The organism is Paenibacillus sp. ISL-20, from assembly GCF_018613005.1.
GTDB lineage: Bacteria > Bacillota > Bacilli > Paenibacillales > Paenibacillaceae > Paenibacillus_AQ.
Window position 1 is genome coordinate 42,661 of sequence record NZ_JAGGRD010000003.1, and the last position, 13,990, is coordinate 56,650.

13 protein-coding genes are annotated in these 13,990 nt (G+C 47.9%); 4 read left to right on the forward strand and 9 right to left on the reverse strand.

Annotated elements, in window-relative coordinates; translation table 11 throughout:
• Positions 1–14: 14 nt before the first annotated feature.
• The 3 genes from J7E85_RS03050 to J7E85_RS03060 all read left to right on the forward strand — a co-directional run bounded on the left by J7E85_RS03050 (position 15) and on the right by J7E85_RS03060 (position 3,008).
• A complete protein-coding gene (locus tag J7E85_RS03050; protein WP_215154866.1) occupies positions 15–1,244 on the forward strand; it encodes an aminopeptidase in 1,230 nt (409 codons plus the stop codon).
• Between the two features lie 383 nt (positions 1,245–1,627).
• Complete coding sequence (locus tag J7E85_RS03055; protein ID WP_098743387.1) at positions 1,628–2,218, forward strand: RNA polymerase sigma factor; 591 nt, start codon at positions 1,628–1,630, stop codon at positions 2,216–2,218.
• On the forward strand, positions 2,196–3,008 hold the full coding sequence (locus J7E85_RS03060) for a DUF4367 domain-containing protein (protein ID WP_215154875.1): 813 nt from the start codon (positions 2,196–2,198) through the stop codon (positions 3,006–3,008). The genes J7E85_RS03055 and J7E85_RS03060 overlap by 23 nt, the downstream gene beginning before the upstream one ends.
• Before the next feature lie 280 nt (positions 3,009–3,288).
• Here the strand turns inward: J7E85_RS03060 and J7E85_RS03065 are convergent, their stop codons facing one another.
• From J7E85_RS03065 to J7E85_RS03085, 5 genes are all read right to left on the reverse strand, one after another.
• Positions 3,289–3,789 (reverse strand): hypothetical protein, encoded by a 501-nt coding sequence (locus tag J7E85_RS03065; protein ID WP_251035420.1) that lies wholly within the window; start codon positions 3,787–3,789, stop codon positions 3,289–3,291.
• 159 nt (positions 3,790–3,948) lie between these two features.
• A complete protein-coding gene (locus J7E85_RS03070; RefSeq protein ID WP_215154877.1) occupies positions 3,949–5,268 on the reverse strand; it encodes a hemolysin family protein in 1,320 nt (439 codons plus the stop codon).
• Between the two features lie 447 nt (positions 5,269–5,715).
• A complete protein-coding gene (gerQ, locus tag J7E85_RS03075) occupies positions 5,716–6,114 on the reverse strand; it encodes a spore coat protein GerQ (RefSeq protein ID WP_483311295.1) in 399 nt (132 codons plus the stop codon).
• An 88-nt stretch (positions 6,115–6,202) separates the two neighbouring features.
• Complete coding sequence (locus J7E85_RS03080; protein WP_215154880.1) at positions 6,203–6,625, reverse strand: cell wall hydrolase; 423 nt, start codon at positions 6,623–6,625, stop codon at positions 6,203–6,205.
• 134 nt (positions 6,626–6,759) lie between these two features.
• A complete protein-coding gene (locus J7E85_RS03085) occupies positions 6,760–9,444 on the reverse strand; it encodes a family 78 glycoside hydrolase catalytic domain (RefSeq protein WP_215154882.1) in 2,685 nt (894 codons plus the stop codon).
• 204 nt (positions 9,445–9,648) lie between these two features.
• On the opposite strand from J7E85_RS03085, the gene J7E85_RS03090 reads away from it, so the two are divergent.
• Positions 9,649–10,521: an AraC family transcriptional regulator gene (locus tag J7E85_RS03090; RefSeq protein ID WP_215154884.1), complete on the forward strand. Its 873-nt coding sequence runs from the start codon at positions 9,649–9,651 to the stop codon at positions 10,519–10,521.
• A 109-nt stretch (positions 10,522–10,630) separates the two neighbouring features.
• Here J7E85_RS03090 and J7E85_RS03095 read toward each other — a convergent pair whose 3' ends face one another.
• The 4 genes from J7E85_RS03095 to J7E85_RS03110 form a co-directional block, all read right to left on the reverse strand.
• Entirely contained in the window at positions 10,631–10,903 is a 273-nt protein-coding gene (locus tag J7E85_RS03095; RefSeq protein ID WP_215155084.1) for a GNAT family N-acetyltransferase, read from the reverse strand.
• 42 nt (positions 10,904–10,945) lie between these two features.
• Positions 10,946–12,034, reverse strand: a complete 1,089-nt coding sequence (locus tag J7E85_RS03100; protein WP_215154886.1) for a copper resistance D family protein — start codon at positions 12,032–12,034, stop codon at positions 10,946–10,948.
• Positions 12,035–12,676 (reverse strand): copper resistance CopC family protein, encoded by a 642-nt coding sequence (locus J7E85_RS03105; RefSeq protein WP_215154889.1) that lies wholly within the window; start codon positions 12,674–12,676, stop codon positions 12,035–12,037.
• Positions 12,677–12,849: 173 nt separating this feature from the next.
• The gene (locus tag J7E85_RS03110) at positions 12,850–13,977 is read right to left on the reverse strand and encodes a glycoside hydrolase family 88 protein (protein ID WP_215154896.1); all 1,128 of its coding nucleotides are present in this window, start codon (positions 13,975–13,977) and stop codon (positions 12,850–12,852) included.
• Positions 13,978–13,990 lie beyond the last annotated feature (13 nt).

Below are 13,990 nucleotides of genomic sequence, written 5' to 3' on the forward strand. Positions count from 1 at the left end.
ATGGAGGGGCTGTCATGTCCAACTTTGAACAAAAATTGGAACGCTATGCAGAGCTTGCAGTCAAGGTGGGTGCCAATGTGCAGCCGGGACAAACACTGGTCGTTAACGCAATGATCGATGCTGCGCCGCTAGTACGTCTTATCGTGAAGAAAGCTTATGAAACAGGCGCCAAACAGGTTAAGGTGAATTACAGTGATGAGATTGTGAACCGGATACGGTATGATCTGGCACCAGACGAAGCTTTTCTTGTGCCGCCGACATATTATGCGGAGGAAGTAACCGAGCTTGCCGAGCAAGGAGCTGCCTTCTTGACGATTCTCTCCTCGAACCCGGACCTGCTTAAAGGCGTTGATCCGGAACGTATTTCCAATTACCAGCGTACATACGGCGCAGCCATGGCGAAATACCGGCAATATCAGCAAGCCGATAAAATGAGCTGGACCGGCATTGCCTACGCTTCCCCTGATTGGGCTGCCAAGGTGTTCCCTGACGTTCCGGCCGAGCAGCAGGTAGACAAAATGTGGGACGCGATTTTCCACGCGGTTCGTGCGGATCTCGAAGATCCCATTGGTGCATGGGAAGAGCATATCACTACCCTCCAGCACAAATCGGATGAGCTCAATGCCAAGAAGTATCATAAGCTCCGCTTCACTTCACCGGGAACGGATCTTACGATCGAGCTTCCGGAGGGGCATATTTGGGCCCAAGCGGGCAGCCACAACGAGAAAGGTGAGCGGTTCGTTGCCAATATTCCGACGGAGGAAGTATTCACCGCTCCTCTCAAAACCGGCGTGAACGGCACCGTACGCAGCACGAAGCCTTTGAGCTACGGCGGTAACATCATCGACAATTTCTCGATTACGTTTGAGAATGGCCGCATCGTCAATTTCTCCGCGGAACAAGGCGAAGATACCTTAACCCGCCTGATCTCCATGGATGAAGGCTCGCATTATCTTGGCGAGGTTGCGCTTGTGCCTTATCGCTCCCCGATCTCGGAAAGCGGCATCTTGTATTACAACACGCTGTTTGACGAAAATGCCTCCTGTCACCTGGCCATCGGCAGCGCGTATGCCTTTAACCTTGAAGGCGGCAAGACCATGACGTCCGAACAGCTTCAAGCAAGCGGTCTGAACACCAGCATTACCCACGTCGACTTCATGATGGGCTCCAAAGAGCTTAATATTACCGGAATCACTCATGATGGCACGGAAGAACCCGTATTCATCAACGGGAATTGGGCTTAAACCGCTGCAATTCCGTTATGTGCACGACAAGCACATCGTAATGAGATCGGAACTATACTACAGAGCAGCCCTTTAAACAGAGGCTGCTCTGTTTTTTTATCATAATGGACCTTCTACGCCCTTCCTGTTACAACTTCAACCCCATTTCGATTAATACCGATAGGTTGCCGAGCATATGATGAAGAGATGGACGCATGTCTATGACTTGCCATTTTAACTCATAAGCTAAAGCGCTTCAAACACATGACTTCATAAGAATAGACCCATTTTCCGGAAACAGTCTTCAAAGCTGGCTGTTATTAGAATTAATAGGGCTTTTTTACCCGATATGTTGTAAAATGATGAGAGAAATAGGATGGTTACACCAGAGAGGGGATTATCGCGTGTCCAACCGATTACAGCTCCTCCTTGCAGCAGATTTCGCTGATCTGAGCGAACCTATTCAGGAAGAAATCTATTATGAATTTTATGACCTCGTTTATGGACAGATACTGTATGTCGTACGGGATCATGCTGCTGTTGAGGATATCATTCAGGAGTCCTTTATAAAAGTGATCACAAGTAAGCCGAATTTTGAAACGGAAAGCAAGATGCGGGGATGGCTCCGAGTCGTCGCCAAAAACTCAACCATGAATTATTTAAGAAAAAATAAAAAATACCGTAACCAAGTGGATGTTGAGAGTGTTTTTATTAATGAAGAGGACGTGGCAGTTTCTTCCACAAACGTGGAACATCAGGTGGAGTCGAATATGCTGGAGGAATCCATCGAGCATTACCTCGACCAATTGAAGCCTGAATACAAGCTATTGATTGAGTACCGTTGGAAGCATAGTCTGACGTACAGGGAAATCGCGGAGCTGCTGAATACTCGTGAAGAGATCGTGAAGCAGCGCTTGTTTCGTGCCAGAGAATCCGTAAAAAAAATGCTGTATAGAGAGTGGGGTGAATTGGATGAGCAACGAAAAATACGATGATTGGTTTGATGAAGCCTTTGACGAAGCCTTTGATCGTGCAGCATCACGTTCCTCACTCCCTACTGACAACGAGTCCAAACGACAATCTTGGCAGCAGGTCAAGCAACAAATCAATCAGGCTAACAAAAAGAAACAGCGTCGACACAGATTTCAGTTAGCCGGAGTCATCGCCGCATCGATGGCCTTTGGTGCGTTGATATTCTCTCCATCCTCTGTAACTCAAGCGGTAACACCGGTTTATCAGGAGATCAAGGATTGGGGAAATGGTGTGGTTACTCAAATATTCGGCATGCGAGAGCCTGTTGATGAGGGCAAGGCATTAACCGCTCCCCCACCGGAACAAGGAATAGAGCCAGAAGAGTATGTACCGCCAGCTGAATTAGTGGACACCGAATATGTTCCTTTCACAGATACCGATGAATCTCTGACAGAATCGCAAAAACGTGCCGTTTTTAAAATACCAAAAATCAATTATCTTCCGGAAGATTACAAATTCCATGAGGCTACCGCATTAACAACGGAGGAAAATCCAGATGTTGACGAGCTTCATCTCCATTATAAAAATTCGGATGATAAGTTTTTCTATATTGATCTCATCGGGATGCAACTTGGCAAAATGATCAATCTCAATGGGGATATCAAGAAGACGATTGTGCTTGAATCCGGAGCGAAAGCCTATTTAACCGAAAATAACCTTCGCTTCTTATACGATAATGATCAAGTAGTTGTGTCCATTAGCGGCTTCTTTACTGAAGAAGAACTCACAAAAATTGCAAACAGCATACAATGATTTTTAGATAATCTAAAAAAGAACTGGCTGTCCCAAAGTATATTATTTCTTTGAAAAATAGCCTGGATCAATCATTTATGTACCGTAAAAAGGTCGAAGACAGGCTCAAATTGAGGGCTGGTCTTCGACCTTTTTGTTTTATGGTTGTCCACATGAGCAGATTATTAAGCCATCGATGGGTGAGAAGATTCTTCACGGAGAGTCTTTCAACGAAAAAAAAGAAAATGCCCCGCAAGATCTATGATCTTTTGGGACACTCCTTCATAAATCCGTATTCGAATTATAGCTCCACCAAAACCGAACTCGTGTGATAAGTCCCTTCTTCATATGTACCGCTCTCATTGAGCCAGTGAATCGTCTTAGCTCGATAATAATAACCCGCCTGCACATTGAAAGTTTTGCTTCCGCTCAGCGAGGCCTTATTCGTTCCGTTATCGTATGAAGCTCCCGCATCAACCCAAGCAGAGCCCGTCCAGCGTTGAAGAACATAATTGATTCCCAGAGAATCAACAGCTTGAGAAGCACTGGTAGTACCGCTTATGCCTACTTGAGTACTGCTTACTTTCCCAATTGAAGAAAAATAATTCATCAAATATTTATTGGCTAAAATATTGATAGAAGAGTTCAGATTCATTTCCACCGGAGGCGGAGTTGTTAAAGCACCGGGTGCAATGTCTGCAGCGGAATCCGCGTATGCCCCTCCCGCTAGAGATAAACTTAATAGAACACTGACTGCAAGCGCTGAAGCTATACGTTTAGGACTGCGTACTTTTGACATCATATCACCTTTCTTTCAATATATTAGGAACATCCATATTTTAACACATGGTTTCGACATAAAAGTATCTAATTTTTCACAGTTTGATATAATTATTGAAACCTCTTTGCAAATAAAAAGAAGTAGCGGCATAATATGTCGCTACTTCTTCTAATATCCAATTTACGCGCCTGCTTCTTCCTGAATCAGCTGCTGCTGCTGCCTGATCAGACGAATTCGCGAGATCCGTTTATTCTCGGTCTCCTCAATCACAAAGCGATAATCCTCATACATGACAGATTGACCTTTGTGTGGGAGCAGCACCTCAAGACGTGAGGACAGCCATCCACCGATAGTATCATAGTCTTCTGTATCCACGTTCAGACCAAATTGGTCATTAATTTCATCGATCAGCATCAATCCATCAATGGAGTATTCATCCTCCCCCACCTTTTCAATGCCCGGGCGCTCTTCGTCAAACTCATCTTGAATTTCACCGACGATTTCTTCCATAATGTCCTCCAGGGTTACGAGTCCTGAAGTCCCGCCGTATTCATCAATAAGAATGGCAATTTGCGTCTTGCTCCGCTGCATTCTTCGCAGCAGATCACTGATCTTGATCGACTCAGGAACAGCAATGATCGGGCGAATCAAGGAAAGCTGGTCATGAACGAATCCGCGCATCAGATCTTTAATGTGAATAAAGCCAATGATATGATCCTTGTCTTCGTCACAGATTGGATAACGGGTTCGCATCCCCTCGCTTGCGATCTTCAGATTTTCTTCCAATGAGAGATTGTTGTATAAGCAGATCATTTCTGTTCTGGGGATCATAATCTCCCTTGCCGTCGTATCGGCAAATTCAAAAATGTTGTCTACCAATACCATATCCGTGCTATCCATCAGGCCGCTCTCACTGCTCTCTTTCATCATATCCCGTAGTTCTTCCTCGGTATGCACATTCCGCTCAACCACCGGTTGCATCCGGAATAGGCGGAGAACGTTATTGGAGAGCCCATTGGCAAACCAGATAAACGGGAACATGATGGTGTAAAATACCCGCAGTGGACCTGCTGATAACAGCGTAATTTGTTCCGCTTTACGAACAGCCACCGTCTTAGGCGCCAATGCACCAAATACAATGTGCATGAGTGCAATCAAGATGAAGGCTAATACCAAGGACACGGCATGAACAGCTGTATTGCTCCAGCCAATGCCATTAAACCAAGGCGTAATCATGGCGGATATCGTTCTTTCGCCGATCCATCCGAGTCCAATGGACACGATGGTAATACCTAACTGGCATGCGGATATATATCCGTCCAGGTTCTTCAGTATGTTCTGCGCAAATTTTGCACGTCTATGTCCTTCTTCGACCAGAGCGTCAATGCGGCTGCTTTTCACTTTAACGAAAGCTAATTCAGCCGATACAAAAAATCCATTTAACAGGACAAGAATCAATACCAAGGTTAAACTTATCAAACTCGGTAAGGGGTCACTCAATCGATCTCCTACCCGCCATACAGCATGCTATGACGAATAGGAACACCTCCTTCGGTTATTAAAAATGTGTGGTGCCATCAAGCATAACAACGTATTCGGACTACGCATCAACTTCCCAATGGTCTCATCTCCTCATCTTATTCCGACTTCATCAAGCTATATAAGTAATTATATAGTACTACGATACACAGTCAAACGTTGTCTTATGACATTAATCAGCGTTGTTATAAGCTTTAATTTGATTCTCAGCCGTTAGCACTCGTTTTTCGATGAATTGATATATTCTATGAATAAACATTCAAAATGTTAATAGAATTCGATGTTTTTACGCACCTTTGTGGAAAAAAACGCACAAAATTGAATATTTTCCATCTAAAACATAATGAAATAACCCCCGTCTACGCCTAAGTAAACGAAGGTTATTATGCATATGCTGGCTGCTAGAAGTTATCTTCCAGTCGGAGGCGGGTTGCCGATAACACCCGGATATTGATAATGAAGCGGCTCGTCGAACACGACATAATCCAGGTTTACCATCAGCAGGATGATACGGCGTCCTGTCGACCGTTCGCTGATAATGATATGATCGCGTCCAGCGGCTTCGACCACGCCTGTGAACACCTTGGCATTCCATTGCGAATTGTTTTCATATGTCATGTAGAAGGTTCCCTGTTTGCCCAGGTTCAGTCGAAGAATATTCTCAACGTAAGATTGTTCGAATTGCGGGGCCGGAACAACGGTGCCTCCTGGAGTCATTGGGCTTCCGCTAGGCACCTGCGGTGGAATGTTCGCCGTATAACCAGCCGTCCCGCGGCTCGGCACTCCCGGATAACGGACTCCATTCATGAAGTTCACAGGCGGCACACCTTGATTGTACATAAGTAATTTCCTCCTTTAATTTATAACTCCCGCCTAAGCGGTTGTATAACATGAATCAAAAAACAGTCGGGCAATCGGCATATGTCGGGGTGAAGAAGCAGTGTGCTTTGAATCGGCCTGTGTTCTGCTGATTGTACCAGGTAGCCGGGCAATCCCCTGCCGGGCGGAAAAACCAAAGGGCATTGCTCGCCGGCCATATGCGCTCCCCATTGATCACTCTTTGGGCAAGCTGACGATCCCGATCCCTGGCCCGTTGATAAAAATAGCCTTTCTGTGTTGCCTCAAAACCACCCGGGCTCTGAAAAACCATATCGTTCATGTTGCGAATGTTTCGAAAATCCAGGCAGTTGCCCAGTATCCGATTCACGCCGACATTCCCGACCATGAGCATGCCCTGCTCGCCTTCACCTTCTGCCTCTGCGCGGATCAATCTTGCCAGAAGATCCACATCACTCGAATTCGTTTTGATGACTGCCACAGAGTTCCCCTCGCTTCCTTAAGATCACTTTGTATTTGTATGTGCATTCGCCCATAAATGTGACTATGTGAGGAGAAAAAAAGTTCCTTGCCGTAATTCACCACGGTAAGGAACTTTAGCTCTCTGCTTATTCATCACTTCACTGCGTGATAGGTATAAATATATCTGAATACATACTCTCCCGAGCCCACTTGAATCATAACTCCTGCTTCCCCATCACGCACAGAATGAATCCCGCTCGTTTGGTCTAGAGCTATCGCCTCTCCTTCGATAACGCTTGAGGCATCAAAAGCGCCTGGCAGACGGATTTCCGCCGTTGTATTTGGCGGGATGGATACCTCCAGTTGAAACGCTCCTCCACTTTCCATTCTCCAACTTGACCGGACGGTTCCGTACAGCGTATCGATCTTGCCTTCAGCCCACGTCAATCCTTCGCCCGGCACAGGCGCAATCACAATATGTTTATAACCCGGCGCTTCCTCTACGGTTTGTATACCGGCAACCGTACGATACAGCCACTCGCCAATGGCTCCGTATGCATAATGATTAAACGAATTCATGTCCCGGCTCCAGAAGCTGCCGTCTTCCTTAATACCGTCCCAATGCTCCCATATCGTGGTAGCGCCTTTCGTAACCGGATACAGCCAAGATGGATAGTCCCGTTGCAGCAGCAGCTTATATGCCGCGTCATGCATACCATGCTGGCTTAACACATGGTTAATATAGGGTGTGCCCACAAAGCCGGTCGTTAGATGAAATCTACTCTCCTCCAGCAGGGAATAAAGACGTTTCGCTGCCCGTTTTTCTGCCTCTTCATCCAGCAAGCCAAACATGAGCACAAGCACATGTGCGGTCTGTGTCGCTGCCGCGAGCCTTCCGGACGGGGTCACGAATTCGTTACGAAATGCAGCGACAACCCTTTCCTTAAGCGTGGCATACGCGGCCGCATCCTTTTCTTGTCCCAATACGACGGCCGTTTTCCTAAGCAGCTCTACCGAATAACAATAGAACGCCGACGCTATCAAATCCCGTTCCGTAGCACCCACGTAGTCTCCTGATTTCGCATCCAGCCCCAGCCAATCGCCGAAATGAAAGCCGGTATTCCACAAATACTCATTCTCTCCCTGAGCCTGAATGTAGGAGACCCAGCTCTTCATGCTCTCATATTGATGCTCCAAAATCCGTCGATCGCCATAATTGACATATATCGTCCACGGGCATATGACTGCTGCATCTCCCCATGCGGCCGAAGCATATGCTTCATCGCCAAGCACATGCGGGACAACGAATGGAACGGCTCCGTCATCGCGCTGTTCTGCAGCCAGATCCGATAACCATTTTGTGAAGAAAGGTGCCACATTGGCAAGATAGGCCGCCGTACCAATAAACATCTGTGCATCACCGGTCCAGCCAAGCCGCTCATCACGCTGGGGGCAATCCGTGGGCACATCCAGGAAATTCCCCTTGAGTCCCCATCGAATGTTGCTCTGTAATTGATTCACCATGGGTTCCGAGCATTGGAATGTCCCGGTCTCTTCAAAATCCGAATGAAGCACAACCGCTTCGAAAGCCCCCCGGTCCAGCTGATCCTCCGTGAAACCGTCTAAACGGACATATCGGAAGCCTTGGAACGTAAAATGAGGCTCATAGGTTTCTTTCCCGCCGCCTTTTAACGTGTACTGAATCGTTTGTTTAGCGGTTCGGAGGTTTTCCGTATAAAAGTTACCCTCGGAATCCAGTATCTCCGCATGCTGCAGCATCACCATGGTGCCCTTCTCACCGGACACGGTAAATCGGACCCAGCCCACCAAATTCTGACCGAAGTCGATGACGATTTCACCTTTTGGTGTGGTCAGACATTCAACAGGCCCCACCGTTTGAACGGCTCTCACGGGCTCGTTAATCTGAGGCTTCAGTTTCTCGTAACCGTGATCGATCAATTCGACACCGTGCCAATCACTTGCGTTATAATCTCCTGAACTGAACCCTTCCAGCTCCAGCCGCGCATCGTAGGTTTCACCATGGTAGAGTTCCGACATCTGGATCGGGCCTTTGGCCGACTGCCAGCTTGAATCGGTTGCAATTACTTCTTCGCTCCCGTCTGCATACGTAATATGCAGCTCCAGCAGAAGCGCTAAACGCTCTCCATAGATCGCGCTCCGATCCTCCCATGCCAATTGTCCCTTGTACCAGCCATTTCCGAGCCAAGCGCCGATCGCGTTTTGGCCTGAATTCAGCATCTCCGTCACGTCATAGGTCTGCGTCTGAATCGTATGATCGTAACTCGTCCAGCCGGGCGTGAAATAACCATCTCCCACCCGCTGTCCGTTCAGTTCCAGTTCATAAAGACCTAAGGCCGAGGCGTATATTCTTGCCTTCGCAATGGGCGATTTTATGCTGAAGCTCTGGCGAAGCAGCGGTAGATGAGCAGAGTCAGTAGGCAGCAAAGACCTAGGTGCCGAAATCCATTCTCCTATCCATTTCTCCCCTTGCAGTTTCCCCGTCTCGTAATAGGCCGTATCCGACCATTCCGATACTTCACCAGCTTGATTCCATGCGCGGACTCGATAAGTATAGCGCTTACAAGACAACGTACTCCATTCGCTTAATTCCACAAACACCGATTGCGATGAAGCCACTTTCCCTGAGGTCCAAAGGGGCTTGGCAAAGGTATCATCATTCGAAACCTCAATCTCATAGGCCGTTTGACTGACTGCTCTTTCGTCCGAGACCAACTTCCAACAAAAACGCGGGTGCTTCTCGCCGATTCCTATCAGATTATGCTGATACTCACATCGTAGATCCGTTACGCTGAACATAGACATTCCTCCGTTCACGTTCATTAAGGGTTAGCCCAACAAACAAGTTTTATAGGCCGCAAATCGGGATATGTGGTTCCCTAACCGTGCCTATTTCAACTATTATTATAAGTGAACCTGAACGTGGAATTATGGGGATAACGGACAATTCGATGTGGCATAACGGACATCTAATCCTACGATTAATGATAAGGAGCATGTACGATGAAACGACCGATGGAAACCTATCACGGAGATACCTTTTTCCAGGACGACACCTTGATGTATGTGAATCGCAACGTGGAGAATTTTACAGGCTCTTACCATAACCATGATTTTCTGGAGATTGCTTATATTGCGGAGGGTGAAGGCTTTCATCACCTGGAGAACTCGGTACAACGCGTACGCAAAGGTCAAATGTTCTATATACCACTCGGAATGCCTCACGTATTTAGACCCACCGCTGCGAACGGGAAACCGCTCATTGTGAACAATTGCATATTCTCCGTACAGCTGCTGCCCAAACTGATTGCTTTTGCATCAGGTTCGGATACGGCAGCCTTTTTGAAACGTATGGAAGATGGATCCCTTGGGTACCACGCGATTATGGACCGTCATGATCGCTTTGAGAGGCTCTTTGGCTCCCTTTATGAGCAAAATGCCATGCCAGGCAGCGGTTCTACCATTTATCTGCACACGCTGCTGCTACAGCTGATCATAGAGTTCAACCGGGCCATTGAACATTCACAACCCATGACATCAGAGCCTCAACACCACTCCTTTCATGATGTTCTTCAATACGTGGAGGGGCAGTACATGCAAGAGCTCACTTTGACGCAGCTTGCACAGATCAGCGGATTCAGCGAACGCCACCTGCAGCGGTTATTCCGCCGGTATACAGGCCAGAGCTGGCATCACTATTTGCAGACCGTACGCATTCGAAAGAGCCGTGAGCTGCTGCGCACCACCCCGGACAAAATCAGTACGATTGCAGAAAAGGTCGGTTATAAGGACATGCACGCCTTCCACTCGGTGTTTAAGCGAAATACAGGGCTCACGCCTGGTCAATACCGGAGCGATGTTCAGCATCCACAATAAAGTGTTCAGATATTCCAGTAAATAAAGAAAGCATGATGATCCTGATGTAAGCGGAGGGTTAACATGCTTAAGATGGATTAAATCCATAATTTTATAGTCGTGCAACATTTTACTCCAGCTCTTTCTCCAGAAACACTTCATCCTCCCGCTTATAACCTGATTTCTCATAAACTCCAATGGCCCCATGATTATCATGACCTGTAAGCACCTTTACGGCCTTAACCCCACGCGCAATCAATTGTTCTTCCAGGAAAGCGATCAGCAAGCCCGCCAGCCCCTGCCTTCTCGCCGGCTCCTGAATGTACATTTCCGTAATCTCACCGATCAGCTCCCGATAACAGAAAGATTGAAAAGACTGGGCACTTTCAACAATAAAAAAGATCCTGCTGCGTAAACAGCAAGGACCTTGTCAACTCAAACGATATTAAACTGTGGTAACCGAGAACATCAGGCCGCAATAGATCAACACAACTGCGCCTAAGCCGCTTAACAGCCCGAAGGCAGCTGCCCGGTTTCTGCGAAATACGTTCACGACATTCCACAGAAGAGCAAGCCCGAGACACAGACTAAGAATTCCTATCCAGCTCCACGTAAAAGCCAGTTCACCAATCGTAAACCCGGGATGAAACCAAACAAAGGTTGCAGCAGGACCATAGGAGGCCAATGTATCGATCACCTCATGCGGAGCCGGCTGCTGGTTCATATATCCGGTGACGATATAGATCAACCAGATCAGAACTCCTTCACTTCGTGCCCATGCCGCTGGACGATAACCGGAATCCCGGCGCAGCTTGCGCTTTACAAGATAACCGTTGACAAACGCGAATACCAACAGCGGCAGAATGAGAATATGCTTCACCAACAGAGCCTGACCATAAGACAGCGTCCAGCTGTTTATGGGCTCCGGCGTCACCGCCGTCATCAGGAACAGACCCGATCCGATCACAACGATGACGCAGGCGACCGCTAATGGATGAAACCATCTGAGAAACGCGCTCCAGCGCTCCTGATCCGCGCTGAACCATCCTGTAAGCAGCAACGTCCCCGTCCATATCGCCATCGCGGTGAAATGACCGAAGAATGCAAGCTGTCCAACGCCATCGAACAGGGATGCCGCGTGGTTAAACGAGGACATGGCCACCGCAATGCCCAGCAAGGCAATAGGCATAAGCCAGCGTAATACAGAACCGGGTTTCCGGCGGACGATCATGGTCAGAATCGCCAATAGGATCGAGAGAACCAGAATCCAGGCGTAACGCTCGCCCTCACTGAACTTGAACATGATGCTGTTAAAGGACTTCCAGAACCCGATATCATCCTTGAAAAACATGATGATTTGCAGCAGCGGCACAAATCCGAATACGATGATGGCTGCTGCTGCCACTGGACCAAGCCAGGCCGGAACTGAAATTTCCGGCTTATATGCTTTCGGTACGAGGGACAATACCGTGATGCCTGCCAGCATGGCGTAGGCTAGATATAGAAACGGCTCACCTAACCAATAGTAAGACATTTATTTTTTCTTCCGTGATGCTCTAATTCCAAAGTATCCTGCAACAACCGCTACAATCACGATGACGACGATCCACAGGGTTGACCCACTGCCTGCCGATTGTTCGGTATCGGTAGCAGAAGTGTTGTCTGCCTGCTGATTCTGGTCAGCCGTCTGATCCGTGTTGTCCGCAGCGGTGTTATCTGCTGGTGCTGTTTCATCCTGTGTATTTCCTGTATCCGCAGGCGTTTCTTCAGTACCTGCTGGTGTCTCCGGGGTAACTTCCGCTTCCGGGGCATCTACCTCGAAGGCGTATGTTCCATCCACGGGATGTCCATCGCCGCCCACGATTTTCCATTCGACCGTATAGGAGCCGGATGGAAGCGGTGCAGCCAGTGTGCCCAGCATAGTATTCTGGTTGATCTTGACCTCCGCTACTTCAACCGATTCGCCTTGCGCATTCTTAATCTTGAGCGTGCTCAAGTTTTCATCGATATTTTCATTAAATGACAGGCTTACTTCCTGCACGCTTTCCGTCAGCTTGGCATCTGCCGCGGGCGTACTGGTTTCCAGCTTGGAATGGGCCCACGTTGCAGTCGGGAACACCAGTATTAGCAGCAGACCCAAGGTCAGCAAGACTGAAGCTTTCACATGTTTCAACACACATATCTCCTCCAAACCATTTATCTCAAATTTGAATCTTCCTCATCATAACAAAGACATTCTGACAATGCTAATGAGTATATTGTGAACAATGATCTTCTGATATTTTACACAAAAAAGGGAGTGCCGCATAGCGCACGGCATCCCCAATATGTTTCACAGATTCAATTATACTAACCTCTCTCATACCAATAGCCAGGTATCCCTTTGGTCAGTCGCAGCAAGGCTTCGAGGTAATAGTAATCGCCCCATATCATATAATCATCAGGCCCGGCACCGCCTCTGACGTAATAGGAACCATGTTTAATCAAGCCTTCCTCACTCGCCTCACCAATGGTAGAATATCGGTTTACGAGAGATATCATCGACTTCTCAACGGCTTCTGTCAATAGCCCTTTATTGTCATCTTCTCCGTGCAGATGCTCCAATATCTCCAGCATGCCGCACGCCGCAATGGCGGAAGCGGAGCTATCGCGAGGCGTACCCTCTTCAATCGGAACGTCAAAATCCCAATACGCGACATGATCCTCCGGCAGGTATTCGATAAAGAAACGGGCAGCACGTAAAGCCGTATCCAAATATTTCGGTTCACGGGTATAGCGGTATGAGAGCGCAAATCCGTAGATGGCCCATGCCTGGCCGCGCGTCCATGTTGAGCCGTCATGATATCCTTGATGCGTTCCTCCTCGGATGGGCGTTCCATCTGTTGGATTGAAGTAAAAGGTATGATACGACGAATCATCCCCCCGCATTAAGTAGCGTAGACTCTTATCCGCGTGCGCCACGGCCACGCGCTTGTATCGCTCATCCCCCGTCTGATCATAGGCCCAGTAGAGCAGCGGTATGTTCATCATGCAATCGATGATAATGCGACCGCCGTTCTTCTCGTCGCCCTTCCGGCCCCAGGCCTGAATATACTGTCCCTGTTCCCGCCAGCGCAGCATCAGATGATCCGCAGCTTTCAAAGCGAGCTGTTTACCATCTTCATGTTCATCCACAATCCACGCTGCCAAGGCAGAGGGCAGATACAGAAATCCGATGTCGTGATGATCCAGATGTCGCTTCTCCTCAAGACGCAGCTTGTAATCCTCCAATTGGGCTATTGCCGTTTCCTTAAACAGCGGGTCCTTCGTATATTCATAACACAGCCAGATCATTCCGGTGTAGAATCCTTCAATCCAGTCATTACTTTCTCCCCACTCGTAACGCTTCTCTTCCGTGATATGAGGAAACTTCATCGGGAATTGTCCAATATTCCTCTTTGTTTTTTCTACCGCATCCATAATAGCTTGCTCCCACATGAGTCCACTACCT

Excerpts from the sequence above, each read along its gene's own strand:
- J7E85_RS03090 (WP_215154884.1), top strand. The coding sequence starts at position 9,649 with ATGAAACGACCGATGGAAACCTATCACGGAGATACCTTTTTCCAGGAC.
- J7E85_RS03060 (WP_215154875.1), top strand. The coding sequence starts at position 2,196 with ATGAGCAACGAAAAATACGATGATTGGTTTGATGAAGCCTTTGACGAA.
- J7E85_RS03050 (WP_215154866.1), top strand. The coding sequence starts at position 15 with ATGTCCAACTTTGAACAAAAATTGGAACGCTATGCAGAGCTTGCAGTC.
- J7E85_RS03085 (WP_215154882.1), bottom strand. The coding sequence starts at position 9,444 with ATGTTCAGCGTAACGGATCTACGATGTGAGTATCAGCATAATCTGATA.
- gerQ (WP_483311295.1), bottom strand. The coding sequence starts at position 6,114 with ATGAATGGAGTCCGTTATCCGGGAGTGCCGAGCCGCGGGACGGCTGGT.
- J7E85_RS03065 (WP_251035420.1), bottom strand. The coding sequence starts at position 3,789 with ATGATGTCAAAAGTACGCAGTCCTAAACGTATAGCTTCAGCGCTTGCA.
- J7E85_RS03110 (WP_215154896.1), bottom strand. The coding sequence starts at position 13,977 with ATGTGGGAGCAAGCTATTATGGATGCGGTAGAAAAAACAAAGAGGAAT.
- J7E85_RS03100 (WP_215154886.1), bottom strand. The coding sequence starts at position 12,034 with ATGTCTTACTATTGGTTAGGTGAGCCGTTTCTATATCTAGCCTACGCC.